This window comes from Alteribacillus bidgolensis (assembly GCF_002886255.1).
Taxonomy (GTDB): domain Bacteria; phylum Bacillota; class Bacilli; order Bacillales; family Marinococcaceae; genus Alteribacillus; species Alteribacillus bidgolensis.
Map to the genome: position 1 here is coordinate 2655918 of NZ_KZ614149.1, position 25177 is coordinate 2681094.

24 protein-coding genes and 1 pseudogene are annotated in these 25177 nt (G+C 39.3%); 8 read left to right on the forward strand and 17 right to left on the reverse strand.

What is annotated here, in order from left to right; translation table 11 throughout:
• Positions 1-338: 338 nt before the first annotated feature.
• Positions 339-2306 carry a penicillin-binding transpeptidase domain-containing protein gene (locus CEF16_RS13285; RefSeq protein ID WP_091583669.1) on the reverse strand — a complete coding sequence of 656 codons (1968 nt, stop codon included), beginning with the start codon at positions 2304-2306 and terminating at the stop codon, positions 339-341.
• Positions 2307-2702: 396 nt separating this feature from the next.
• On the opposite strand from CEF16_RS13285, the gene CEF16_RS13290 reads away from it, so the two are divergent.
• Together CEF16_RS13290 and CEF16_RS13295 are read left to right on the forward strand one after the other, a co-directional pair.
• Positions 2703-3605 carry a 5'-3' exonuclease gene (locus tag CEF16_RS13290; protein WP_091583666.1) on the forward strand — a complete coding sequence of 301 codons (903 nt, stop codon included), beginning with the start codon at positions 2703-2705 and terminating at the stop codon, positions 3603-3605.
• A 376-nt stretch (positions 3606-3981) separates the two neighbouring features.
• Positions 3982-4481: pseudogene (locus CEF16_RS13295) on the forward strand (MFS transporter); the annotation flags it as partial.
• Positions 4482-4595: 114 nt separating this feature from the next.
• Here CEF16_RS13295 and CEF16_RS24890 read toward each other — a convergent pair.
• Together CEF16_RS24890 and CEF16_RS13300 are read right to left on the reverse strand one after the other, a co-directional pair.
• A complete protein-coding gene (locus CEF16_RS24890; RefSeq protein WP_281259174.1) occupies positions 4596-4724 on the reverse strand; it encodes a hypothetical protein in 129 nt (42 codons plus the stop codon).
• Positions 4725-5162: 438 nt separating this feature from the next.
• The gene (locus tag CEF16_RS13300) at positions 5163-5450 is read right to left on the reverse strand and encodes a hypothetical protein (protein ID WP_091583661.1); all 288 of its coding nucleotides are present in this window, start codon (positions 5448-5450) and stop codon (positions 5163-5165) included.
• A 294-nt stretch (positions 5451-5744) separates the two neighbouring features.
• On the opposite strand from CEF16_RS13300, the gene CEF16_RS13305 reads away from it, so the two are divergent.
• On the forward strand, positions 5745-6074 hold the full coding sequence (locus CEF16_RS13305) for a helix-turn-helix domain-containing protein (protein ID WP_091583658.1): 330 nt from the start codon (positions 5745-5747) through the stop codon (positions 6072-6074).
• 239 nt (positions 6075-6313) lie between these two features.
• Here the strand turns inward: CEF16_RS13305 and CEF16_RS13310 are convergent, their stop codons facing one another.
• From CEF16_RS13310 to CEF16_RS13335, 6 genes are all read right to left on the reverse strand, one after another.
• The gene (locus CEF16_RS13310; protein ID WP_091583656.1) at positions 6314-6583 is read right to left on the reverse strand and encodes a hypothetical protein; all 270 of its coding nucleotides are present in this window, start codon (positions 6581-6583) and stop codon (positions 6314-6316) included.
• 360 nt (positions 6584-6943) lie between these two features.
• On the reverse strand, positions 6944-8260 hold the full coding sequence (locus tag CEF16_RS13315; protein WP_170031927.1) for a DUF4062 domain-containing protein: 1317 nt from the start codon (positions 8258-8260) through the stop codon (positions 6944-6946).
• Positions 8261-8559: 299 nt separating this feature from the next.
• Positions 8560-9237, reverse strand: coding sequence for a DUF3889 domain-containing protein (locus CEF16_RS13320; protein WP_245917863.1), 678 nt, complete (start codon positions 9235-9237; stop codon positions 8560-8562).
• A 122-nt stretch (positions 9238-9359) separates the two neighbouring features.
• Positions 9360-9719 (reverse strand): DUF4064 domain-containing protein, encoded by a 360-nt coding sequence (locus tag CEF16_RS13325; RefSeq protein ID WP_091583650.1) that lies wholly within the window; start codon positions 9717-9719, stop codon positions 9360-9362.
• Positions 9720-9920: 201 nt separating this feature from the next.
• Positions 9921-10844, reverse strand: coding sequence for a CobW family GTP-binding protein (locus CEF16_RS13330; RefSeq protein WP_091583647.1), 924 nt, complete (start codon positions 10842-10844; stop codon positions 9921-9923).
• A 44-nt stretch (positions 10845-10888) separates the two neighbouring features.
• The gene (locus tag CEF16_RS13335; RefSeq protein ID WP_091583644.1) at positions 10889-11257 is read right to left on the reverse strand and encodes a (2Fe-2S) ferredoxin domain-containing protein; all 369 of its coding nucleotides are present in this window, start codon (positions 11255-11257) and stop codon (positions 10889-10891) included.
• Between the two features lie 269 nt (positions 11258-11526).
• Here CEF16_RS13335 and CEF16_RS13340 point away from each other — a divergent pair, with 269 nt between their 5' ends.
• Both CEF16_RS13340 and CEF16_RS13345 read left to right on the forward strand, forming a co-directional pair.
• Entirely contained in the window at positions 11527-11961 is a 435-nt protein-coding gene (locus CEF16_RS13340) for a helix-turn-helix domain-containing protein (protein WP_091583641.1), read from the forward strand.
• Between the two features lie 201 nt (positions 11962-12162).
• A complete protein-coding gene (locus CEF16_RS13345; RefSeq protein WP_091583639.1) occupies positions 12163-12600 on the forward strand; it encodes a hypothetical protein in 438 nt (145 codons plus the stop codon).
• Between the two features lie 640 nt (positions 12601-13240).
• Here the strand turns inward: CEF16_RS13345 and CEF16_RS13350 are convergent.
• Entirely contained in the window at positions 13241-13618 is a 378-nt protein-coding gene (locus tag CEF16_RS13350; RefSeq protein WP_091583636.1) for a winged helix-turn-helix transcriptional regulator, read from the reverse strand.
• 236 nt (positions 13619-13854) lie between these two features.
• On the opposite strand from CEF16_RS13350, the gene fdhA reads away from it, so the two are divergent.
• A complete protein-coding gene (gene fdhA / locus CEF16_RS13355; protein ID WP_091583633.1) occupies positions 13855-15072 on the forward strand; it encodes a formaldehyde dehydrogenase, glutathione-independent in 1218 nt (405 codons plus the stop codon).
• An 84-nt stretch (positions 15073-15156) separates the two neighbouring features.
• Here fdhA and CEF16_RS13360 read toward each other — a convergent pair whose 3' ends face one another.
• Positions 15157-15696, reverse strand: coding sequence for a helix-turn-helix domain-containing protein (locus tag CEF16_RS13360; protein ID WP_091583630.1), 540 nt, complete (start codon positions 15694-15696; stop codon positions 15157-15159).
• A 173-nt stretch (positions 15697-15869) separates the two neighbouring features.
• Between CEF16_RS13360 and CEF16_RS13365 the strand changes: the two genes are divergently transcribed.
• A complete protein-coding gene (locus CEF16_RS13365; RefSeq protein WP_091583627.1) occupies positions 15870-16652 on the forward strand; it encodes a dioxygenase family protein in 783 nt (260 codons plus the stop codon).
• A gap of 34 nt (positions 16653-16686) precedes the next feature.
• Here the strand turns inward: CEF16_RS13365 and CEF16_RS13370 are convergent, their stop codons facing one another.
• Entirely contained in the window at positions 16687-17580 is an 894-nt protein-coding gene (locus CEF16_RS13370) for a hypothetical protein (protein ID WP_091583625.1), read from the reverse strand.
• A 228-nt stretch (positions 17581-17808) separates the two neighbouring features.
• Here CEF16_RS13370 and CEF16_RS13375 point away from each other — a divergent pair, with 228 nt between their 5' ends.
• Positions 17809-19161, forward strand: a complete 1353-nt coding sequence (locus tag CEF16_RS13375) for a bifunctional folylpolyglutamate synthase/dihydrofolate synthase (RefSeq protein WP_091583622.1) — start codon at positions 17809-17811, stop codon at positions 19159-19161.
• A gap of 7 nt (positions 19162-19168) precedes the next feature.
• Here CEF16_RS13375 and CEF16_RS13380 read toward each other — a convergent pair whose 3' ends face one another.
• The 5 genes from CEF16_RS13380 to CEF16_RS13400 all read right to left on the reverse strand — a co-directional run bounded on the left by CEF16_RS13380 (position 19169) and on the right by CEF16_RS13400 (position 25155).
• Complete coding sequence (locus CEF16_RS13380) at positions 19169-19963, reverse strand: ATP-grasp domain-containing protein (RefSeq protein ID WP_170031930.1); 795 nt, start codon at positions 19961-19963, stop codon at positions 19169-19171.
• Positions 19964-20240: 277 nt separating this feature from the next.
• Entirely contained in the window at positions 20241-21419 is a 1179-nt protein-coding gene (deoB, locus tag CEF16_RS13385) for a phosphopentomutase (protein ID WP_091583616.1), read from the reverse strand.
• 114 nt (positions 21420-21533) lie between these two features.
• Positions 21534-22751 carry a NupC/NupG family nucleoside CNT transporter gene (locus CEF16_RS13390; protein WP_091583614.1) on the reverse strand — a complete coding sequence of 406 codons (1218 nt, stop codon included), beginning with the start codon at positions 22749-22751 and terminating at the stop codon, positions 21534-21536.
• Between the two features lie 116 nt (positions 22752-22867).
• Positions 22868-23719 carry a 5'-nucleotidase, lipoprotein e(P4) family gene (locus CEF16_RS13395; RefSeq protein ID WP_139185935.1) on the reverse strand — a complete coding sequence of 284 codons (852 nt, stop codon included), beginning with the start codon at positions 23717-23719 and terminating at the stop codon, positions 22868-22870.
• Between the two features lie 149 nt (positions 23720-23868).
• A complete protein-coding gene (locus tag CEF16_RS13400) occupies positions 23869-25155 on the reverse strand; it encodes an NCS2 family permease (protein ID WP_091583608.1) in 1287 nt (428 codons plus the stop codon).
• Between the last annotated feature and the right edge of the window lie 22 nt (positions 25156-25177).

A 25177-nucleotide genomic window follows, 5' to 3' on the forward strand; every position in this document is an offset into this window, starting at 1 on the left:
TTTTTTCTTATCCAAGCTCTTTTTGTGTGAATCATACTGTGAATTCCATTGGATATTTCTGTGATTGAACATGTGTTTTCCCATGTGATTCACCAGTTTGCACCCAACAAGTGAACCCGTTAATATTTTTTCTCCCGCTTTTTAAGTGTACAAGCCATGTTTAGTTCATAAAACATTCGTCTAAACGAGTTCCAATTCCTCTTGAACAGCACCCCATATTTCATTAAATGGTACACCAATACATGAGGCAGGGTATAGTATTCGTGTCCACACGGATAATACCCTGCCTTTTTTAACTTTCAGCCTTCCCTCAAACGATTGTGCCTCGAAACAAGACTTTAATCACCAAACAAGTTCTTCACTTTTTCTACTGTATATTCACTTCCGCCGCGTCCCTGTACATTTTCAATCATCATAGTGATCAGCATATCTTCATTTTCATAATCATAGGCCGCAAACCAGCCATTTTCCGTTCCGCCCTCTTCTCCTTGGGTCGTTTTTAGTTCTGCCGTTCCTGTTTTCCCGGCAATCGTTAGTTCATTCATAACGGGTTCATACGCTGAACCTCTTTCATTTTCAACGATACCACGCAAGCCTTGTGTAATAATCTCTGTATCTTCTGCGGGAACGACTTGTTCCTGCCATACTTCTTTTGGATCATCACTAAGCTCGAGGGTTGGCTTTAGCATATCACCATCATTCAATAAGGGTGTATATACCACTGCCAGATGTATCGGTGACATCAGCATTTCGCCTTGTCCATATCCCGTGTCGGCGAGTAATATATCTTTATCCAATCCTTCATTTGATATAGCAGAGCCATTGACCGGAAACTCGTAAGGAATATCTTCTTCAAAACCAAAGCTGCGTAATCCTTCGGTAAAATTCTCTGCTCCGGTGTGAAGTGCAGCTTGGGCAAAATAAATATTATCTGACGTAATCAAAGCATCTTTTAAATTCACTTCATTTAATCGATCGGAAACGCGTGTCACTTTATAGCCGCCCCAGCTCTGATCCGGCTGCCAGCTCTTTCCTTCGATCGTTTTCGCTTCCTTTGCATCAAGACTTCCGTTTTGTAGAGCAATAGAAGCTGTAATCGGCTTAATTGTGGATCCTGGCGCGTACCGATTATTAAATCTAGCGGAAAACGGGGTTTCTGGGTGTTCATTTACTTCTTCAAATTCTCCGTCCGGCCATCCGAATACAAAATGATTTGGATCATATGCTGGTGTACTAACGAGTGCAAGTGTTTCCCCGGTTTTTGGATGAAGCGCCACTCCAGCACCAGCGTCGCCTTCCATTTCATCATACATCTTTTGTTGAAAAGAAGCGTCTATTGTCGTCGTTATATCCGTTCCGTTCTCCACTTCTTTTTCAGCAATCGTCGTATCACTTTCTGGAATGTAGATCCGCCAGCCCTTAGATCCATGGAGCTTTTCCTCATACACACTTTCAAGCCCGGTACTCCCTACAACCGACCCAGCACCGTACTCATTTTTTGGAAGCTCCTCTAAGTCCACAGCGTTTACTTGACGGATATAACCAGTGAGATGGGCTGCTTTTTCAGCAAAAGGATAATAGCGTGCTGAAGACTCTTGAATCATTATCCCATCAATTTCTAAAAGGTCTTCTTCTATATCCTCTTTATCCGGCCTTAATTTCGTTACAGGAACAAAGGACTCATCCGACACCCAGTCGGCGTCTAACGCTGATTCAATCTCTTCTTCATCGATATCAAGAAGTTCCACCAGTTCTTTAATGGAATCATCCTCCATTTTCCCAGGAACAAGCCCTGCTTGTTGAACCGGTGAATTAATCGCAAGCGGAGATCCATCCCGAGCGAAAATTTCGCCGCGAACCGGTTCGTCGGAAGTGACTTGAACGGTCTCTTCTTCCTGAAGCTCCGGAAAAATAAAGGAAGAATCCCAATGAACTTTCCACGTCTCATCATCATCTGATTCTTCTTTCACAAGCTCGGCTTCATCATCAAAAGAAATTTCTCCGGCCACTGTTTCCATCGACACTTCATACGGCCGAGGAACGTCTTCCTCTTTTTCTTCTGAAACTTCTGCTGCTTCTACTGTAATCTCCTCAGCTTCGATCCCATCATATATTGTCTCGTAGCGCTCTACAAAGGTTTTTTTATCAATGTTTTGCTGTGATTCTTCGGATAGGTATGTATACATCGTTTCAAAATCCTGTTCATTCCAGGCAGAAACAAACTCGTTCATCACTTCCTCCTGGGTCGGCCCGTTCGAACAAGCAGCAAGACCGATAATAAAAAATGGCAGTATATATTTTTTCATCTATATACCCTCCGTTCGTCTGAATCTCCCATCAATCTATTGTACTAGAGAACAAATATATTATAACCTTCCTTCTTTAAAATAACAGAAAGCTAAAATACAAAAATTATCCCTGTGGTGTGAATTTTTTCACTTGCTGATTTAATTGTTCAGCTAATTTTCCCAGAGAGTCAGCATTTTCAGAGATTTCGTGTTTTTTGAATCCGTTAGAAGCAGCCCAATAGACTTAATATTATTAAATGATAATGGTTCGTAAAATCCAACACAAAATTACCTTTTTATTCAATAAATACTACTTATTGGAATAAAAATGTTACAGAGTATCAGCCTATATCACTGAACAACGTTTCGAATTTTTGATATAGTAAACGTAGGAAAAAAGGAGAGGAAAAGAATATGCAAAAAAATAAAATAATGCTAGTGGACGGAATGGCTCTTTTATTCCGGGCATTTTACGCGACAGCCATGAGCAATTACTATATGGTTAACAGCAAAGGCCTGCCAACAAACGGGGTATACGGTCTGGTCAAACATCTGTTTACGGCAGTTAATCGATATCAGCCAACACATGTGATTTGCTGCTGGGATATGGGAAGCCACACCTTCCGAAATGACCTCTACCCTGATTACAAAGCGAATCGCGGTGCTCCTCCTGAGGAACTGATTCCGCAATTTGACCTTGCTAGAGAGGTTGTTGAAGCATTGAACATTCCAAACGTAGGTGTTGAAGGCTATGAAGCCGATGATTGCATCGGTACGCTAAGCAGCGTTTTCAGCGGGGATAATGAGGTATTGATTCTCTCCGGCGATCAAGACCTGCTTCAATTGCTGCAGCCAAACGTTACGGTTTTGCTTCTGAAAAAAGGCTATGGCCATTACGCTGAATATAACGCAGCTTCTTTTACCGAAGAAAAAGGTATTTCCCCGTCCCAAATGGTGGATGTCAAAGCACTGATGGGTGACACGAGCGACAATTATCCCGGTGTGCGCGGCATCGGTGAAAAAACAGCTTTGAAACTATTAAAACAGCACCAGACGATCGAAGGAATACTAGAAAATCTGGATGCCTTAACAAAAGGACAGCGCACCAAAATTGAAGAGAACCTCGAGATGCTCCACCTTTCTCGCCAGCTTGCTCGTATTCATTGTGAAGCCGGCATTACATGCTCACTAGAAGATGCCTTGTATGCAATTGACGATATGAAAATGGCCGCCGCTTTTGACGACCTCGAATTTCGCAACTGGCGTAAGAACCTTATCATTCAGCAGGAAGAAAAAATAGTTGATCCCTTCTCTTGAACTTCTCCACTTAGCTTACGCTTACTGGGGGAGTTCTGCGCCCCCAGCGTAACTCTCAGTTATTGAAGAGGCTTATAACGGTTTCCCCTTCATTTTTCCATTCTTTAACCCATTGCAACACAAGCTGTGTTCTTATTTTATATGTACCGTGTTCCATTTCGATATGTCTTATAAATCGATTTTCTCGGTTAAGAAAGAAGTAAACGCATCGACCGCAGGAGTTGGATAGTAGTGATTATGGTGTACTACATAAAAATGACGCTTACAACTGATCCCGCTTACGTTTTTAAAGGTTGTATAATTCCAAGCTTTTGTTCTATTTCGAACGTCATTTTTGAAAGAAAGGCAATCCCTCCTTCAGTAATAACTGCTTGACAGCATTATGACAATAACACCTATACACATGAAGAATCACGGACATGGTTTGAGTGAGGTAGGAATTGTAATTGGTATTCATATCGGGGCCATGTACCTGCCATCCCTTGTGACGGGAGTAATTGTCGATAAGGCTGGACGAACAATTTGACCATCGTTTCTGGTTTCACACTGCTGGCTGCGGGCTTCTTGCAGCTGCTGCACCTGTACATTCCGTTACAGTGCTCGCTATTGCTCTCGCATTACTTGGGGTTGGCTGGAACGTTGGATTGATTACTGGAACTGCGCTCATTGTAGATGCAACAAACCCGCCTGCCCAGGCAAAAACACAAGGATCTGTTGATGTCTTCATCGCTTTGGCAGGGGCCTCGGGGGGGGGGCACTATCAGGAATATTGTAGGAGTTTCAAGTTTTGCAACCTTATCCGTTGCTGGGGGTATCCTTTCATTACTGCCTCTTCCCCTCATTATCTGGTCCCGACGCAATCAAAATAAAAAGTGACATTATTAAAAAGGATACGGTGGAACGAGAATTTTGTCATATTGCAATAGTATCATACAATTGTCTCTATTGTAGCTGAAGCTTGGCCGGAGTTTGAAGTGGCTGATGCTGCTCTTAAGCAAAATATTCTTTACATTTATTAGCCATCAGTTTTTTGTGATAGTCCGTAGTTTCTTGATCTACTTTTTCATTTTTGACTTGTACCGTAAGCAATTCTTTTGCTGCCAGCTTAATTAACAGCACGATTAATAGATGCCGACCACCATGGATAGTAAATGTACGGAAACGGATAGTATTTTGGAAATAACGGCGAGTAAACAGAGCATTTCGGATAGTAAATGGCTTTAAATAGATAGTATTTCCATATTATTTGAAAACCCTTATATTGTATAGAAGCCCAATTAGAGATATTATCTTTTTAGGTTCCCTTATTTAGTTTTATTTTTCTTTCTGATGTGATCCCTTTACCTCATCATCCTGCTGACACGGATAACCTAGGAGCTGAATGGTTTGTGATAATTGCTGCTCTTTTTTATCCATTTTATATTGCAGCCGTTAATTTAGTTGGCATTGTTAAAGAATAATGTCTTCCGATCGACAAAAGGGCTCCCATTCACTGTTCAAAAGCAGCGTTTTGGGACAGCCCTATATTTAAAAATGTTGAACATCGTGCTCCAATCGCTACTTAGGCGCTGACATCGTTTTTTGTAACACCGCATATTCCTCTACGGTATTCCCTTTTTGCTCCGTATACATTTTATAATAATGACAGAAACGGTAACGTTTGTTTGCTTTGTTCCATGCTTTTTTTGGCTTTTTTCCTTTTTTGTCTGCTTTGTATATTTCCATAGAGAAAAAATCTTCTTTATCGATCACAGCCGCCATCATGGGTGAATTAGAAAGTAAAAAATATCCCCTTTTCCACTCACGCGCCTCTGCGTCTTTATTATCATTTCCATAGACCCTCACTTCCAATTACCTCCTGCATTTCCATTTAACTTGATTTTATAAGATTCTTTGTGATCATGCAAAAAGTCACAAAAACAGTTAAATGGCAATAGCAGCTTTTATTCTATACGAATAGGCTTTTTAATATCGGGAGGCAGCGAATCCTTCTCAGACCTTTACATCTGAAATTTTTGTAGTATTATTAATTTAGCTCTTTGTCTTTTTTGTGACAAAGATAGATGAATATCATAATTTTTCGACATTTAAACACTTTACACCATAGAAACTGGAACATTGTATAGGAGGATTTACAGGATGATTGGTCAAAGAATCGTCCATTATCGGATGAAAAATAATATGTCCATATTGGAGCTAGCACAAAAAACAGGGATTTCCACCAGCCATTTGAAAAAAATAGAAGAAGACAAATATTCATATCCATCTGTTCAAAAGCTTGAACAGATAGCGAACGTGTTAAATATCCCTGTTCAGCTCTTGCTCGGACCGCAGACTTCACAAGAAAAAGAAACTGAGCTAGATGACGTTTGGATTGAAGTCGTAAAGGAAGCAATGGAGTCTGGAGTGTCAAAGGAACAATTTAAAGCTTTTATAGAAAACAAAAAAAGAGAACGAGATGATGAATAATTTTTTATTTTTCTGCTTCTTCATTCCTCGTCGATTAGACCTGGTTTATACATAATCAACGCCGTTCTGTTGTGGTTCATTACGTATTAAACGAGGCGGATGTTATGATTTGTTTCTACTTTAGGAATGTTTAACTTTATTAAAGGATCAAAGTATAAGCAAAACTACGACTTCCGGCATTTGGACTTGGCGGTAAGCCAAGTTTTTCTAAGAAGATATATACCATAATTTGCAGGCACCTATTGCTCGTTTTCTAGTTTAAAACTTTCCGTTTCTCCGTTCCAATGAATGGAGGCTTCTATCTCGTCATCTTCATTAGTGACCGCACAGCCACTGCAGCCGCTTCCGCTATGTTCTAAAAATTCTTCGTCATTTAACGGTGCACCATGCACCGTTATATCATCCATTTCATAATTAACCACCTTAGGGGCTGGTTCCTCTCCAATATAGCGGATAATGTACTCTATATCCTCCCTGTCAGCTTTTTGAATGTGGGCAGTGTATTTCACAGACCAATTTTCTCCTTCTCCTTCGAAATGAAGAGTCTCCTGGTTATTGCACCCCGCTAAGGTCAAAAGACTGAAAAGGAAGAAAGTCTTTTACCGTTCATGTCCCTTCCCCCTCAAAACCCAAAAGAATAATAATCGCTAATCTTCATACTTCACTTTTAAGAAACAAACTCTGCAACAAAGACTAAGGTTAGGAAAATATAATGGACATACCTATCGTACAAACTTGAATTCTTTTATATCATTCAAGATACCCTCTCGGTAACTTCTAAGCACAAGAGACTCTATTTACGTTTCAGGCAGCATTATGATGTTTGGTTAGCAATGGATGAATGGATCATTACATTACAGTAAAAAATGTTAACGTTTCTTTCGGAACAAAGTCTTTCCTCTATGCAATGCTTTTTCGAGGGATTCAAGGTTTCGGGAAATAGACGACTGCATCATGCCCTGTTTTTCATGCGAGTAAAACCGCACACTGTCTTTTGGGATTACTGTTTTCCTCCCTATCAGCAATTTCAAATATTCGATATGATACTCATTTTGCTCCATGACCGCACGTTCTATTTCTTCCGTATACGCTTTAATTTGTTCTTCTGTCATTACATCATCTAAAGAAAAATGCAAATACAAGACGAAAGGATTAATAGGTTCGGCGATGTAAATGGACTGTGTCTCTTCTCTGTAACCGATCGTTCTCTTTTTAAACGGGTCAGCGTCGAGCGACATTTTTTCTGGGGCTCTGATGTCACCGGTTAGGCCAATTAGAGATAAATATTCCTCTTCAACAGAATAATAAAGAGCTGCAGCAAAACAGTCATTAATGGTGTTTACGACGGCAGGGTTATAATCAGGTGCTTGCACAATGTCGACGGGTTGATTGAAAAACGAGATTGCTTTTTCTAAAAAAGCAGACCACCTTTTCCTGCTGTCCCCTGTATCTTGAAGTATCTCATTATACGCATGAAGCGTCATGAGCGAATAATCAGCATAATGAAGAAGCCGAGCAGCCTGATTTTTTAATGTTTGAATGTTTTCTCTTTCTGAGATAAAACCAATAACAGAGCGTAACGATGTGCTTAGCATCGCAGAAATGTTTTGGGCCTGTTCCTTACCCTTTGAAATGTCAAAATCATAAAGCCAATGTCCGTTTTGAAACAACTCAAAGAGAAACGCCCAAATAAACGGATCGGCCGTTTCAAGAAATTGTTTTGCCAGACCTTCGCTTTCTATTTCATCTATTATCCAATGTTCAAACGGATCATACGGAGAATCGGGTGCACGGTGATGGTCGTTTAAAAAGGTGTTGTGAAGGGACTCTAGTTTTTTTTGTATTCTAAAAAAACTTTCTTTTACCTCTGGGGAGACAAACACAAGGATGTGCTTTTTTTCCATAACAGCTGCTTTATACTCTAAATAAGCCGGCGTCACATTTCCTGGCAAGAGTTTTGGACTGGCACCTGCTTTTCGGTGAATGAGAAGGACAAAAACATCGCTTGCTTTCACGACGTCCTGGCATTGCTTTAACGTATCCTTTTCCCACGTGCCAAAATCCCCGTCTTCAAATATAGGAACGTGATGTCCACTCTCTTCTAAATGCTTTTTCACTATTTTCCGCGGTATTTTTAAATCTTCTTCATAAGCAGAGCTTATAAATATCCTCGTTTTATTGATCAAGGGAACAACCTCCCTTATCATAAGATTGATTTTAACCATCAGGAAGAGATGTCTGCATATAATTATCATCTCCCCTTCCCTTTTACTACCTAGATTTTACCATAATTTTCAACTTCTCGTATTAACTGAGGTTATGAATATTATTCCCTTTTTTTGTCTCTAACCTTTAACAAATTTAAACGTTCCTAAAGTAGAAATAAAAAGGCAAAAGGGAGACGAGGATCACCTGCTTAGAATGGTTTTATTCCAATTCAAAAAAGAACTGCCTCCAGCTTGTGAGACAGTCCCTTCTATTATTTTCACATTTCCTGTATATCAAAAGAGATCACTTGGTTTGTGTTTGTTTGATAAATAACATTGCCGCGGACTTGCCTGGATTGGTGCGGTGATTGCAATAGCAGATCATATGTTTCTTTTGTCTGCTGTGGATTCATGTGGGTTTTCCCAACGGCCTGGAAATTGGTCACATAATAACTCGGATAAGCCGTCTGTGTAATGGCCGATAAATACTCTCCCCATCTTCCATTACCCATTCCTGAATCTGGCTGCTGTATTGGCGTAATCTCAACATTTAAGACACCTACTTCAAGGTTGGCACCTAATGCTTCAAAAGCGTTGCGGTGAAGATTAATTTTATTAGGCGGATAGCCTCTCGTCTGATCGACAACCGTTACCGTCACTTCTTTGTCAGGAGAAGTAAGATTTTTAATTCTTAAGGATTGGCCGCATTGATAAGGAGAATTTTCTCCAACCGAAGCTGTCATGTAATTATTGTGAGACCAGGGGATACCGCATTTTGTTACTGGTCCTCCCTCTGTCCAGGTAGCCTGCCCCCGAACAGCTTGCTGACGATCAAAATCATTAGAAAACCCTGAATAACTTCTATCTTCCATGTAATAAGGGTGTTTTTCATAAGGCTCGGTGTGATAAGGGTAAAAGGCATATGGGTTTCCTGTTGGGTAATAATAAAAGTACATATTTCTCCTCCTTTCTTTAAAACTCTGGGTTACTATATGCCTAAAATAGGTTGGCCTGTTACAAAAAAATACTGGTAAAAATTGGACAGAGCGCTTTATTCAATTGGTGATTTAATGGTGATTTAACTTTCTTCTGATTTACTTGGAGACTGCAATTGCTTTTCTTTACGCAAAATCCCCATTAGTCCCGCTGGTACAAGAAATAGTGCCGGAACCACACCAAATAGACCAATAGAAAACAAAATGGCTATGCCGCTTATAGCCATTAACCAGCCGCCTGTTTTCGGTTTAAACTTCACAACGATCGCTCCTGCAATCGCTAAAGCACTGAACAAAAAAGCACTAGCACCTAATCCTGTCAAACTGCTGGCCGTTTCATTAAAAGCTTCATCAAGGCTTCCCATAAATAACGCAAAAAAGGCACCGCCAAATCCAATCAACCCTCCAATAATCCCAAGTACCATTTCCGTCACTCTGCTCATCCAGCCTTCCCCCTCTAATATAAGAATAAGTGCACATAGGAATCATATTTTATGAGAAAGATATTTATTACCTGAATTTACCATAACCATTAAGCCATAAAGAAAGGACAGACTCAAATGAAAGATAAGTCTGCCCCATTCCCTTATGTCCTGTTTTGACAAAGTTATTGCTGTGTCCTTTATTACATGAACTTAAGTTTTTTATAGCTTTTGAAGCCCTCCCTTAATTTTGTTCTCATCAAGGTCTTCTCCTATGATAACCAATAAAGGATCAATGTCTCTATCTTGCTGGTACTTCTCAAAGGTTAATCCACCGTGCGAGTAATTAAATAAAAACATTTCTGGTCCACTCGTAAAGATGACAAATCCTTTCATGCGAAAGACATTTCCTTCAATTTTTTTTATCCACTGAGAAAACTTGAGCCGGCTGACAGGTTGAGGCAGCGGCAATGTTAATGAGTGAAGATGCAAGTCTTCCACAGCGTGTGCCTTCCTTTCTGCAGACGGCAAAGAGGAATGATTGGTTTTTGAAAATAATTCGGATAAAGATATATTTGCATACGCACAATGGAAAATGCTTGCCTTTGGGTTTATTTCTTTTAACGTTTGATTTACAGCCTTTTGTTCGCTGGTGCTCACTTTGTCTATCTTATTGAGCACCACGATATCAGCGTATTTTACTTGTTCTTTCATCAGCTTCTTTACTTTAATACTTCCTTTTTTATCGTTCCATTGTTTCGCGTCAACCAGGGTGATGACCGCTTTTATGTTTAGTTTGTCTGCGATAAAAGGATGAGTACAAGCCTCGATCACATCTACAGGATGAGCAGCACCGGTTACTTCTACATAAATCGCATCGAGTTCGTTTTCTTTTAATAAATGATCTAGTTGCTGGCTGAGCTGTCCTTGGATTGTACAACAGATACAGCCGTTCAAAAGCTCTTTTAAAGGCGTATTGGCGGGAATTACAGCTGAATCAATGCTTTTCTCCCCCAATTCATTCATCAAAACAGCCACGTTCCTGCCAATCTCTTGTTCTTTTTGAAGTAATTGTCTGAGCAGCGTACTTTTCCCGCTTCCTAGAAAGCCGCTCAACATGTAAATTTCTGTTCGGTGATTGTTCAAAATGTATTAAACCCTCCCGCTTTGTGTGATCCTTCCCATACCTATTATGTTTTGGATTTAGATATACCAATAGATGAAATATTAGTAGGCTGGAAGTTTGCATGCTGGTACCGGTAAGCAATGTAAGGGTGAAGAGGTTCATTTTTTTGAATGTGTTGATTAATGATTTTTCTTCCCATATCCGGGGTTATCGTTTTATACCAAATGCCTTCTGGATAAACCAGTACCACGCAGGCATCCTCACATCTCCCGTTACAGCGCGTGCGAGTGGTATGTATATATTCATCAAGACCAAGGCTTTTTATTTCATCGCGAATCGCCTGTGTTACCTCTTCTCCATTTTTCCTCATGCAGCTGCCGCCATTGCAGATTAATACATGATGCGTTGTATTCGATAAATTCCAAGTAACCATATGTTTATCCCTCAAATCAAAAATCGTAATCATTACTATTTATAATTAAAAATTTTAGTCGACTTTTCTTTACTAGTCAACCGTTCTTTATGCTTAAAAGACTACGATCCTTATTTTCTTAAAGAAATATGCATTAGAAAAACTCGACTTGCCGCCGAGTTTTTATGGCTGAAGGATCATTTTTTTTTGTAATTGCAAAACATCTTGATTAATAGATTGTTCTTTTTCATAAGCAAAAAAAAAAGCTCCCCTGCCAAGTGAAAACGGGAGTGGAAGCACAAAACAAAAGGCTTTCCAGCTGCTTGAAACACGTTTTTTCCACAGTAGAAGAAATGAACCATCACGTTTCCCATCACAGCGAAATATTACGGCGGGGGTCTACTGAAAACGACGTTCTTATGTTTCTTGCAGAGCGATCATTAACTTATCCTAGAACAAGCTGGATTAAAGTTAAAAACATCGCCGCAGCGGTCTGCAAAAGTATTCGTACTGTTGGTTACGCCCTGAAATCGTTAGAAGAGAAAAAGATAATTCAGCGTATTCCGGTAATGAGAGAGACAAAAGGCGGCAACAGCAGTAATCTAATTGCGATTCTGCCTTTTTCACCCCGTGTCTTCAGACCGTCAATTTCCTACCGCTCGTCCCCTGAAACCGCTGATGCATGCCTGCCTTTTCTTAGTGATGGGTTTACTTTTAAACACTAGCTTGGCTCCACTAATCTCATTTGGTGACTGATCCACCCAGCTAAAGTGTTCAGCAAGTCGAACTGCTGTTTTGTTAAAAGATCGTACATTGTTAGTTTAGAGAGATACTTTTCCCTGAATCTTTCACCCAGTTAATCCCAGTTATTTTCCAAAGTATATATATTTACTGAGGATCCTACAATGTATGTGAGGTGATCTGACATGGTCGTTAATATCTTATTATTCTTACTATTCCCTTGGGTCTTTGGAGTATGGTTATTCAAAAGGGACAAAACGATTTTCTTGCGCATGTTTCCTTTTGGGATGGCAGTAGCAATCGTGATTGACTTATGGGGCCAATACCATAATTATTGGATATTAAAGCCTGTTCTTAAGAAAAGACAATACTTGACGACGATGCCTTTGAATTTTGGGTTATATCCTATATTGAGCGCATTAGTCTGTTATATTATAAAAAACAGCAAAGAACGGCCATCTTCTTGGATATTAGTGTTTACGTGCCTGTTAACCGTGATTGAATTTACGTCTAAGATATTCGGTTTTGCAGCGTATAGAAATGGATGGAATCTTATGAAAACTTTTCTTGCATATTTAGTAGCCCTTCATTTAGTCTATCGTTATTATGTGTGGCGATGCTAACGCGTAAATAAATATACTAAACTCGATTGTGAATTAAGTTTGTTGGAGATCCTTTTACATGGTAAAATGACAGAAACCTATTCTGCATTTAAGTTAAATTTTAAAAAGGTCACCACAGTGGTTGTGACGACCTTTCTCGTGGTTTTATTTGTTTGTACCGAGGTTTCTCCTTATTATTCGTTTTCAAATTTTTTCATTTCCGTGCTCACTTTTCGGACTCTTATTCCTTGGCGATCGAGCTACAGGTTTTTACACTTTAGAAAAGTTTAACTTTGTTAAAGGATCAAAGTATAAGCAAAACTACGACTTCTGCCATAAGGACTCGGCGGCAAGCGGAGTTTTTCTAACGGATTTCCATGATTGAATTTTTGGCTGATGGATTCATGTCCCATTTTTATGTTTAGTTCTTTAACATGTTTTATTAATCAACATGTTTAGTTATTGTTGAACGTTTGCATTTGAACCGTGCAGGAGTTGTTCGTTCCGTTCTGAAATGCCATTGCCGCTAACAAGCTGCTGGCGTAGTCTTATTTCCTTTCATAGCAGCAGCTTCTACCGCCTTATCAATCTCTTAAGTTTTGATTATTTAGAATTAACTGTATATTATTCAAATTGAATTTGATTCGCTAACCTAGCCATTTTATTGCTCTACCATAACTTCTTCTGTATAGTATTTCATATGCTTCTGGCCCCACTCGTACATACTATCAATAATCGGCATCAAGCTTTTTCCTCGTTCCGTTATGGTATACTCCACTCTTGGCGGAACTTCTGGATAGACTTCTCGATGCAAAAGGCCATCTTCTTCTAATTCTCGTAATTGTGTTGTTAATACTTTGTGGGTAATCTTCGGAAAAACTCGTCGTATTTCATTAAAGCGCATCGTACCATCCTTTCCGATATGATACAGCATTGTGATTTTCCACTTTCCGCTTATCAATGAAAGGGTTAACTCCTTTTCGCAATTGAATTTGCCGCTTCTAACCTTCTTTAACACTTCTTTCCGTAAATCTTCCACTAAGAACCCACTTCCCTTCCATAGTATCCTTTAGGTTACTATCTTACATATAAGTGCGTACTTTCCGACAACTTAGTTAAACTTATAGAATTTTACTTAAGGAATACATCGAAACTATTGGTTTACGTTACAATTCCTTTTTTTAACTGCTTATTGCTAGTGTAAGCAATGTTATCTGAAACATCAATTGTGCAGTCCCCAGGAACATTCCCAAAAGAATACAGGAGGGTAAAAATATGTCTGGAAACCGTGCTGTTGCTTATGCAGGACCTGGTGCAGTAGAAGTAAAAGATACTGATTTTCCAGAGTTGATGTTACGAGATGGCCCAGGGGTCAATCCGCTTAATGTAGGCAGAAAATGTGAACACGGGGTTATTTTAAAAGTCATTACTACAAATATCTGCGGAAGTGACCAACACATGGTGCGCGGCAGAACCACCGCACCCGAAGGTCTTATTCTCGGTCATGAAATAACCGGTGAAGTAATTGAAACAGGCCGAGATGTAGAATTCATCAAAAAAGGAGATTTGGTATCTGTCCCTTTTAACATTGCCTGCGGACGCTGTCAGGCATGTAAGGAACAAAATACCCACGTTTGTCTCAATGTAAATCCCGACCGTCCTGGATCAGCTTATGGATATGTTGATATGGGAGGATGGGTTGGAGGTCAGTCAGAGTATGTGATGGTTCCTTATGCTGATTTTCAGTTATTGAAATTCCCAGATAAAGATCAAGCAATGGATAAAATTCTGGACCTCACTATGCTCTCTGATATTTTCCCTACAGGATTTCATGGCGCTTACAGTGCCGGGGTTCAACCCGGTTCCACTGTATATGTAGCTGGTGCCGGCCCAGTAGGACTGGCCGCAGCCCACTCCGCACAGCTGCTGGGAGCTTCCGTTGTTATTGTTGGAGATTTAATACCAGAACGACTCCAGCAAGCACAAAGTTTTGGCTGCGAAACCGTGAATCTTCGGGACCATGATAATTTAGGAGAACAAATCGAACAGATTTTAGGGATACCTGAGGTAGACTGTGCCATTGATTGTGTAGGATTTGAAGCACACGGTCACGGGCAAGATGCCAACGAAGCTCCTGCCACTGTTTTAAACTCTATTATGGATGTCACCAAGGTGAGCGGTAAGCTAGGTATTCCAGGCCTTTATGTTACCGAGGATCCAGGAGCAGTAGATGAAGCGGCAAAACAAGGCTCTCTCAGCATCCGTTTTGGTTTAGGCTGGGCGAAAGCACATACGTTTGTGACAGGGCAGACACCAGTTATGAAATATCACCGCTCTCTTATGAATTCCATTTTTCATGGAAAAGCTGACATTGCAAAAGCTGTAAACGCTACTCTTATTTCTTTAGATGAAGCTCCGCAAGGGTACAGCGAATTTGACAGCGGTGTCGCCAAGAAGTTTGTTATCGACCCTCATAACATGTTCCATAAATAGTCATTCAGCATCTGCTTTTTTGGCAGATGCTTTTGCTATCCAGCTCATTTTTTTCTCAAAGACCTTTCGTTAAATAATCTGTTACTACATATCTATTTCTTCTGAGTAAATAGCAATAAGGAGGATAGCTGATTCGTCACCAATGTTTTTGACGTGGTGGGGGACACTCGCATTCCAGCTAAAGGAATCTCCTTCTTCTAAAATGACCGAATCCTCCCCTTGTTCGGCGAGAATTTTTCCTTGTAGAACGATATGACATTCTTCCCCTTCATGAGCATGAGGTTCTTCGCCTGTGGAGGCGCCGGGCGGCATATCGATGCGCTGCATCCGCAAGCCTCCTTTGTGCGTCAAATGCTCCACTTTCACATTTTCATTGTTATGAATCGTATGCTGGCGCTCATGTTCACGAAGCACTCGTATTTTCTGTTTTTTTTCTAATAGAAGATAAGGAAGCGGTACCTTCAGAAAATGAGCAACCGTCTGCAGCGTATTAATCGAAGGAGATGTATTATTGTTTTCCATATTACTGATGAACCCTTTAGAAAGACCTGTTCCTTCACTCATTTCAGCAATGGTGATTTTTTTCTTTTTACGGATGGACCGAACGGCAGAGCCGATATCCAAGGCAATTCACCCCTTTTGTTTCCCTATAAAAAACTTATTTCTATATATGACAAACATATAGATTGACGCTTCATTGTCCTTTTGTTATCTTTTATATAATAAAGTTTCATATAAGAAAACAATACCATACATGTCACAGCTCTGCCAATCTATAATAAGGAGGATGTTTTTCTATGATCCCGTCTTTTTTCATCGCACACGGTGCACCTTTATTAGCTTTAGAAAATAACAGCTATACGCAATTTTTACATCAATTAGGCCAAGAACTGCCTCGTCCACAAGCAATCGTCTTGTTTTCAGCCCACTGGGAGTCCCCTGCTCAGATGGTCAGTGAAGTCGAAGAGTATGAAACGATCCATGATTTCGGCGGATTTCCAGAGGAACTGTTTCGCATGAACTATCCTGCGAACGGTTACCCAGAGCTTGCCAAGGAAATTGAAAATATATTCAGCCATCATGGAATTTCGTATCACATGGATGCGACACGCGGATTAGATCATGGAGCCTGGGTCGTGTTGAAATTACTTTATCCAAACGCTGATATTCCAGTCGTTTCTATGTCTGTAAACCCTGCCCTCTCCCCACAGGAACAATACAAGATTGGAAAAGCACTGACATCATTAAGAGAAAAAGACGTGATGGTCATTGGGAGCGGCGGACTTGTGCATAACTTATCGATCCTTCGAATGGACAAAGATGATGACAAGGTTGAAGAATGGGTGCTGGAGTTTGATGAATGGCTGAAACAGACAGTCAATAATTGGGACACTGAAACGTTGTTCGATTATCAAAACCAAGCCCCCCACGCCAGCAAAGCAGTTCCTCCGTTTGGAAAAGAACATTTCATTCCGCTGTTCTACGCCATGGGAGCGGCTGACAACAAACAAACAGCACGTTTGCTGCACAACAGCTACCGGTACAGAAATCTCAGCCATTCTATATGGCAGTTTGGATAGAAAAAAGTGGTCCCCTGCGCGGGTACCACTTTTTTTACAAATTTAAACCGTTTGGCATATCTCTGTTTTGAAAAAACTGAAAAATTGCAGTGATCGAAGTGACAACACAAACCAAGACAAAACCATACGCTAGCAGCATCATAATCGAAACGTCAAAAATGGAGCGGCCCATTATCGTTTGTACCCCAATACAGAGAACGACAAGGATCCAGGCTATACCGGTGACATGGATTAGGCGGTTTTTACGTTTTTCCGAGATTCCCTTCTCCAACATCCAGCCAAGCAAAGGCACTAGCTGCAGCCCATGGAATCCTAACCCATGCAGCCAAATAATATTACCACCCATTCCCGTGTATCGACTTTGGATAGCAATAATCCAAAGCCCAGCCGTAAAGGACATCATTGTCGTAATCATTCCGTAACGAATGCCGAGCATAATGGACGGGCGCTGTTTCATCGATCCTTCTCGAAAAAACATCCATCCAAAGAACGCATAATACACAATCATTGAAATCGCCACAAGCGCAAAGATTCCTCCAAACACCAAATCCGATACTTGCCCATACTGGGAAAAACGCGGATCCAAGCCTCTAAAGTGCTGAATCGTTTCAATCCCGTAACTATAAAGAGCAAGAATGATATAAGAACGTGTAAAAAAACGGCGTTTCCCTGGACTTAACCCAGCAAAAGGAACAATAGCAGCTGTTGTTAATAGGAAAAGTCCGATGGCAAAATTAAACGAAATAGCTTTCGTAAGATCTCCTTCGGGCGGAATAACAGCCCCAAAAAAGACACTGTAAATCGCACAGATGCTGCCTAAAACAAACCCCAAAAGTCCAGTTAACACCAGACCCTTTTCGCCTTTAAAAAAGACAGGATTCGGGGCTGGAACATCCCCGTCAGCCATTGCTGCAGTCCTTTCATTCACATAACTTTCCTCCCTTCTTTTAGTCCGTTTATCTTATTCTCAATACATGAAATATTTTCCTCTAAGTAAGAAAGAATTTATAAAAATTAAATATTTCTTTATAAAAGAAAAAATTTTAATCGCAGCTGTTTTAGGAGTACAATATTACTGACACACGACATGTCATTTGTCTATGTCAAATAAATTAACGGCTAGGTGACATTTTAAGAAAGAAACGAAGGAGCTCTTATGAAAATACATACACAAAAAGAGGCGGAAGATTTAATATACGCGTCTTATTTACGAGCAATAAATAACATAACCGAAAATAGCGATAAAAAAGTAAAAAAGCCCGAGTTAACGAGAAGATTGCTTGATTATGCTGGTTCCCCTGATAAGGGAGAAAAATATATTTTGGTGACTGGGAGTAAAGGAAAGGGATCGACGTCGAGGTTTATTTCTTCTTTACTCAGTCATCTTGGTTTTAAGGTCGGATTGTTTACATCGCCTCACTTAGTAAACTTTAATGAACGGATTCGGATTGACGGAAAGACTATACCCGAAGATGACTTTATCCGGATTAGTAATAAGATTAAAAATGGATTTGATGCAATAGAAAAGAAACTGCCTGCTGATCAATACCAAGGTCCGATTGGTATTGCGTTGGCCATGGCTGTGATATATTTTAAAGAAAATAAAACAGACATTAATGTGATTGAGTGCGGCAGAGGCGGAAAATTTGACGATGCAAATGTTTTAGATAATAACTGGGCCGTCATTACTCCGATAATGAAGGAACATGTTCATCAGCTTGGCCCTGACATGAGCGATATTGTCTTACATAAATTAGGCATTATAAAAAGCAGCACCAATCATGTCTACATCAATAAACAAAGAAAAGATGTCTTTCCTATCATAGAAAATCTTTTAAAAAACAAAGACGGTATATCTTATTATAATAAACATTTTCGCACTGAAAATATTTTCATAAAGGAAAATGGAACGTCCTTTGACGTACACACAACAAATGGAAGGTATAAGAATCTAACGGTCCCATTACTAGGAGAATTCCAAGCCGTCAATGCTTCGGCTGCGGTCAAAGTCTGTGAGGATATCATTGGGAAAGCAATAGATGATGGTATACTGAAAAAATGCATGGAGAATATAAAGTGGCCCGGGAGATGTGAGGTAGTAAAAAAGGAACCAACTATCATCTTAGACGGGGCCATTAACGAATCTTCTGCTAACTATATAAAGGAAGTAATACATGTCATAAATAAATCCGGGGAAAAAAATATCATTTCAATTGTAGGTGTTCCTAAAGATAAAGACTACCATGGAGTAATTCGAGTATTAAGCGACGTTTCTCAGCAGTTATGGATTACAAAACCGGATATCACTCATTTGACCTTCCCAACAGACGCACTGGAATACGCTCAAAACATCCTGCCAGATAGCAAAGAATTTGCCTATCTTAAGGACGCTCTCGATTATGCACAAACGTCAACAGAAACAGATATCATATTAGTTGTTGGTACACAAACATTCATCGGGAATGCCAAACGATGTTTAGGCCACTCTTTATTAGATATAGGAAAATGATCACCTGTTAAAGCGTTTCAAATCGTTTATGGATAGCCTCTCGATATATTTCAGAAATGTTTTCTTTCTCTTTCGGGTTATCCCTTAAATAATTTTCAAGCATCACTTGATCATTCACTTCTAATACGAGCAGCCCATGAGACGTATCTAATATATCGACGGAACAATAGTTTAACTCTAAGGCATGAGAGGCTCTCTCTGCTATTTCTCCTAAAAGAGGCATCCTCTCTTTTTCCATGTGCTTAGAAGCAGCCCCATTAATAAGATTATGTTTCCAAGAGTTTGTCCGCTCTTTTTTTAAAAAGAGTTTTGGCGTTCCGTATAACGTAACCACTCTATACTCAAAGGTAGACGAATAAAACGGAGAGACCGCCACATTGACATGAAGCGAAAACAAGTAATCCAGTGTTTCTTTTAATTTTTCTAGGTTATCTATTTTAAACACATTCTTCCCTTGCGCCCCATTATCAGGTTTTACTACTACCTTTTCATTGAATGTGAAAAACAGATCCTCCGCCGGTTGGAAAGGATCGCTCGCCTGAAACCTTGAGTGTTTGTTTAATAAAAAAACATGTTCAATTGCCTTGATGTCATGAGATGCGAGAACATCATACGTTCCACTTTTGCTTGCCGCCAGCTTAGCGGAAGAACTTGTATTTAACCCCATTTCCAAGTCATTCATCAAAAATGACTTCTCACCCTTTTTCACTTTATAAAGATAATCCGGCGTAATTTCCTCAAACGTAATCCCATCATGTGCGACAGATTGTTGAATCATCGATAAATACGGTCTGTTTGTCATGATTGCTTCTTTCCCTTTATGTTTTGGTGTGCTGCTTGAAAAGCTTCTTTTAACCAGCACCTCCATGGTACCAAAAATTCAGGCTCATGTATGTTTCAGTCCCATTTCTACTTTACAGGGATGATTTATTTCTATTGCTAATTGGGGCTGCCGCTTCATCTATGTTATCCTTCACAAGGTATACCTTTCTTTCCTATTGCACAGGAGCATAAAGAAATAAGACAAAAATAAAATTGCAGCGTGATAGTTTGGTGACCAGGTTAATTTAAAGCGTTCTCTATAAGTTATCCAAAAAGCTTTCACCATGTTTTGGCATATCTACGTGGAAATTTTCAGCAATCGTTGCTCCCACATCTGCAAATGTATTTCTTATTCCTAAGTTACTTCCCTCATTTTGCCTTTTATAATGAACAAGCAGCGGGACATACTCACGAGTATGATCGGTACCATGATGAACGGGGTCATTACCGTGATCTGCAGTAATTATTAATAGGTCGTCTTCTTTTATCTTTTCAATCACCTCTGATAAACGTGAGTCAAATTCTTCTAATGATTTCCCGTAGCCAATGGGGTCTCTTCGATGTCCAAAAATGGCATCGAAATCTACTAAGTTAACAAAAGTTAATCCTGTAAAATTCACATCCAACATTTGTATTAATTTGTTCATTCCATCCATATTAGATGTAGTACGTAATGTTTCAGTTACTCCTTCTCCGTCATAAATGTCCGATATTTTTCCAATGGCAATTGAACTGTACCCTCTATCTTTCAATTCATTCATCACAGTCCTGCCAAAAGGCTTTAGTGCATAATCATGGCGATTTGAGGTTCTTTCCCAGGCACCTGCTTGGCCAATAAATGGACGAGCGATTACCCTGCCCACCATATATTTTTCATCTAACGTTAAATCTCTAACAATTTCACAAATCTTATAAAGTTCCTCAAGAGGAACTACCTTTTCATGGGCTGCAATTTGTAATACGGAATCTGCTGAAGTATATACGATGAGGCTGCCAGTATTGTAATGATGTTCACCTAATTCGTTTATAATACTTGTGCCTGATGCTGGTTTATTCCCAATTACGTTTCTACCGGTTTTTTTCTTCAATTTTTCAATTAGTTCTTGCGGAAAGCCATTAGGAAATGTCCGAAATGGTTGTCTTATGTTCAGCCCCATAATTTCCCAGTGCCCTGTCATGGTATCTTTTCCCTCGGAAGCTTCTTTCATTTTTCCATAATGACCAAGCGGCTTTATTACTTTTTCAACTCCCTCTAATTCACGAATGTGAGTTAACCCAATCTTAGCAAGGTTGGGAAGATTCAATCCACCTGTTCTCTCAGCAATATGACCGAGTGTGTCGGCTCCTATATCATTAAAGCGATTAGCATCAGGAGCTTCACCGATTCCTACAGAATCAAGTACAATTAAAAACACTCTTTTAAACTTTTTCATCATAATCGTCCTTTCTCCTACTCTATCCATAATTACCAAAGGTATCATGGTAAACTTACAGTTATGATTTAATTTTCCGATACTAATGTGTTTGATAGTTTTTCCTTTCCGATATAGTTAGAAGAACATTCCCGCAATTGCTGCACTAAGTAATGAAGCAAGAGCCCCAGCTAAGATAGCTCGTAAACCAAGGCGTGCAATATCGCTGCGGCGTTCTGGAGCAAGTCCACCAAGTCCCCCTAAAAGAATAGCTAACGACCCCAGGTTCGCAAATCCACAAAGAGCAAAACTGACAACTGCAACCGTTTTGTCAGTAAGTTCTGGAATTTCTGGTGAAAAAGCAGCATAAGCAACGAACTCATTTAATACAATTTTTTGCCCGATAAAACTTCCAGCTTCCATTGCTTCAGACCAAGGGACACCGATAGCAAATGCGACTGGTGCAAAAAGTACACCTAGAATTGCTTCAAGCGTTAATCCATTAAATCCAAACCACCCACCAAAACCACTTAATACTCCATTAATTAATGCAATTAAAGAAATAAATGCCAAAAGCATTGCCCCTACATTCAATGCTAATTGTAAACCAATACCCGCACCACGAGCTGCTGCATCAATAACATTTGTAGATTCGGTATCCTTTCCGACTTTGATTTCATCAGTTGCTTCAACATTTTCCGTTTCAGGGATAATTACTTTAGCCATGATTAAACCGGCCGGTGCTGCCATAAAACTTGCTGCTAATAAATATTCTAACGGAACTCCCATCAATGAATATCCAATTAATACAGAACCTGCTACAGACGCAAGACCACCCGTCATGACTGCGAATAACTCGGAGTTTGTCATATCTTTTAGGTATGGTCGAACAACTATCGGCGCTTCTGTTTGACCTACAAATATATTTGCAGCTGCTGACATTGATTCTGCCTTACTTGTACCTAACATCTTTGAGAGCACTCCTCCAAGCAGTTTGATCAGCCACTGCATAACGCCTATGTAATAAAGTATTGATATTAACGAAGAAAAGAAAATAATAATCGATAAAACTTCGATTGCAAAAACAAAACCAATATTTGCTTCTTCTTCAAACAGACCCTCAAATAGAAAATTAACACCTTCATTTGCATAACTAATAATATCTGTCACCCTTAGCGTTAGCCAATGTAGAACAGCACGCCCTACTTCCCACTTTAAAACAATAAAAGCAAACAATATTTGTATGCTCAACCCTCCTAAAATGGTTTGTAATTTAATCGCTTTTCGATTAGCAGAAAAAAGATAGGCGATGAAAAAAATCGTAATCACACCAAAAATTCCCCATAAAACATTCATTATCAAAACACTCTCCAAAAAATAATAGATTTACCTATAGCTTTAAACGCTTTCATTAACAGAACAAAAAATCGTAGTTCTCCTGAGAAAAAACACGTATGAGCTGTTTATTATCATTACGGTTTAAACACATTTAAACTTTCTTTTCTATCTTTCTTTTTTTCTTCATCTGTTTTCTCCCAATCATATTCGTACACTGCTCCTTCCCAATCACCATACATTGGATTTGGAAATACAATAAATTTGTTTCCAAATTCAGCTCTTAAATCTTGAACTGTATCCAAACGTTCTTTAACATTCTTCTCTTCAAACAAATCAGAAAAGTCATTTAGGTTATCACCAAATAGTAATAATACTTCATGTTCAGCTAACACACTTTCTCTTCTATTTTCTTTGCTAGATGTGTCTGATTCTAATAAAATATGACTATCTTTCACTTGCGGAAATCCTTTATTTTGAAGATTTTTTATCGTTGCGTCCATTTGCTCTACTCTTCTATTAGAAATGTAAAAAATATCTACACCTTTCGAATCTACATAGTTAAGGAAATCTAAAGATCCTGGTAAAGGTTCTGCTTCTGCTTTATTAACCCATTCATCCCAATGATTAGGGTAAACATCACCAGAAGATGCTAAATAAGCGTTATAAGGACTGTTATCTAAAACAGTTTCATCAATATCCAAAATAATAGCTGGTTTTTTTTCCGTTCCCGCTGCTAATTTTTTATCTAACATTGTTTTACCAATATTATAACCTTGTAAATAAAGTGATTTGTTTTCTCCTGAAGTTTGGTACCAAACTAGTGACATAGTTAATTGTTCTTCTAGAGGTGCCTCGTTTTCTGTTGTTGTCTGTTCTACTGGTTTCGTATCTATTGTTTCTGAAGTATCGTTATTTACTGAACATGCTGCTAAGCCGTTAACTATAATTGCAAAGCCTAATATCGTTTTTACTATTTTTTTGTTCATAACTGCCATTTTTTAACACCCCATTGTAAATATAAAATGTTTAATACTTATTGATTGCGGTTTCAAAATTCATGCTATATATTGACTGTCTAATTAGATCTTTCTGCTTTAAAGTGAAGACTAGAAATAGGTAAACAATTAAGTAGATGCTAATGTACCAGCACAGAAGAAGCGACTATATTTAACAGAAAGAGAACAGCAATTAAATAAACGAGGAATGACACCTGTTTCGACTTTCCAAGTGCTATTTTGACCATGGGATATACAATAAAACCAAAAGCCAAACCATCAGCGATACTAGATGTCAATGGTATACAAACAATAATTAAAAAAGCAGGAAACCCCTCAGAAAATTCGTGAAAAGGGATGTGAAGAACACTTTTCATCATAAGTGCACCAATAATGATTAATACCGGTGCAACAGCGTTTCCCGGTATCAGTTGGATAAATGGCAAGGCTATTGCGGAAAGGGCGAATAAGATTGCCGTTACAAGAGCAGGTATACCTGTTTTTCCGCCTTCCGATATTCCAGACGCACTTTCAGCAGAAGCAATGGCCGGACTTGTACCGAAAATTCCCGAAGCTACGGTAGAGAGTGCCACTGCCTTATAAGCACGAGGGAATTTTTTAATATCTGGCAGCATTCCGCTAAGCAAACCCATATTCTCAAATAGAACAATCATTGTCATAGAAAAAACAGCAATCCAAAAGGGAATCTGTAAAATACTAAATTCTCCTGAGGCAAATATATGGCTATATGCCTGAACATTTATTCCATCACCAGTGATTTCCTTTTTATTCGTCATTCCTAAAGTCAATAGACTAGTAAAGAATAAGCCAATCAACAAACTTCCGGTAATATTACGAGCAAACAACACTAGTGTGATCACCAGACCTGCTAGTGTTGAAATGACAACAGGATTCCCAAAATTTCCAAGAGTAACAATGGTCGTTTCACTAGATTGTATAATTCCTCCTTTTTGTAATCCGATAAAGGTAAGATAAAAGCCAATCCCCACTGTTATCCCGTGTTTTAAGGAATTAGGAACAGATGCTAGAATCCGTCCCCCAAATGAAGAGATACTGACTAGAAAAAAAAGTATTCCTGAGACAATGACCACAGCCAGTCCTTGGTGTGGAGTTAGTCCCATAGATTGAATCATAGAATAGCTAAAGAAAGCATTGATCCCCATACCAGGGATCACAATGATCGGTGCATTAACCCATAGAGCCATCAATAGACAACCGACAATGGAAGTCACAATAGTTGCTATGATACTAACGCTTAACGGTATTCCAGCGTCTTTTAAAATCAAGGGATTCACTAATATAATGTAAGCACTTGTGAAAAAGGAGGTTATCCCTGCCATAAGTTCTCTTTTCCACGTCGTTCTGTAAAACTCCAAGTGAAAATGTTGTCGTAAATATTGAATCACAACTTAACCTCCTACTCATAAA

What these genes read in the sequence shown, in the direction of transcription:
- CEF16_RS13325 (WP_091583650.1), bottom strand. Translation starts at nt 9,719, where the DNA reads ATGAGCAGAGTGACGGAAATGGTACTTGGGATTATTGGAGGGTTGATT.
- CEF16_RS13345 (WP_091583639.1), top strand. Translation starts at nt 12,163, where the DNA reads ATGGTCGTTAATATCTTATTATTCTTACTATTCCCTTGGGTCTTTGGA.
- fdhA (WP_091583633.1), top strand. Translation starts at nt 13,855, where the DNA reads ATGTCTGGAAACCGTGCTGTTGCTTATGCAGGACCTGGTGCAGTAGAA.
- CEF16_RS13365 (WP_091583627.1), top strand. Translation starts at nt 15,870, where the DNA reads ATGATCCCGTCTTTTTTCATCGCACACGGTGCACCTTTATTAGCTTTA.
- CEF16_RS13395 (WP_139185935.1), bottom strand. Translation starts at nt 23,719, where the DNA reads ATGAACAAAAAAATAGTAAAAACGATATTAGGCTTTGCAATTATAGTT.
- CEF16_RS13380 (WP_170031930.1), bottom strand. Translation starts at nt 19,963, where the DNA reads ATGACAAACAGACCGTATTTATCGATGATTCAACAATCTGTCGCACAT.
- CEF16_RS13375 (WP_091583622.1), top strand. Translation starts at nt 17,809, where the DNA reads ATGAAAATACATACACAAAAAGAGGCGGAAGATTTAATATACGCGTCT.
- CEF16_RS13305 (WP_091583658.1), top strand. Translation starts at nt 5,745, where the DNA reads ATGATTGGTCAAAGAATCGTCCATTATCGGATGAAAAATAATATGTCC.
- CEF16_RS13320 (WP_245917863.1), bottom strand. Translation starts at nt 9,237, where the DNA reads ATGTACTTTTATTATTACCCAACAGGAAACCCATATGCCTTTTACCCT.
- CEF16_RS13290 (WP_091583666.1), top strand. Translation starts at nt 2,703, where the DNA reads ATGCAAAAAAATAAAATAATGCTAGTGGACGGAATGGCTCTTTTATTC.
- CEF16_RS13390 (WP_091583614.1), bottom strand. Translation starts at nt 22,751, where the DNA reads ATGAATGTTTTATGGGGAATTTTTGGTGTGATTACGATTTTTTTCATC.
- CEF16_RS13335 (WP_091583644.1), bottom strand. Translation starts at nt 11,257, where the DNA reads ATGGTTACTTGGAATTTATCGAATACAACGCATCATGTATTAATCTGC.
- deoB (WP_091583616.1), bottom strand. Translation starts at nt 21,419, where the DNA reads ATGATGAAAAAGTTTAAAAGAGTGTTTTTAATTGTACTTGATTCTGTA.
- CEF16_RS13285 (WP_091583669.1), bottom strand. Translation starts at nt 2,306, where the DNA reads ATGAAAAAATATATACTGCCATTTTTTATTATCGGTCTTGCTGCTTGT.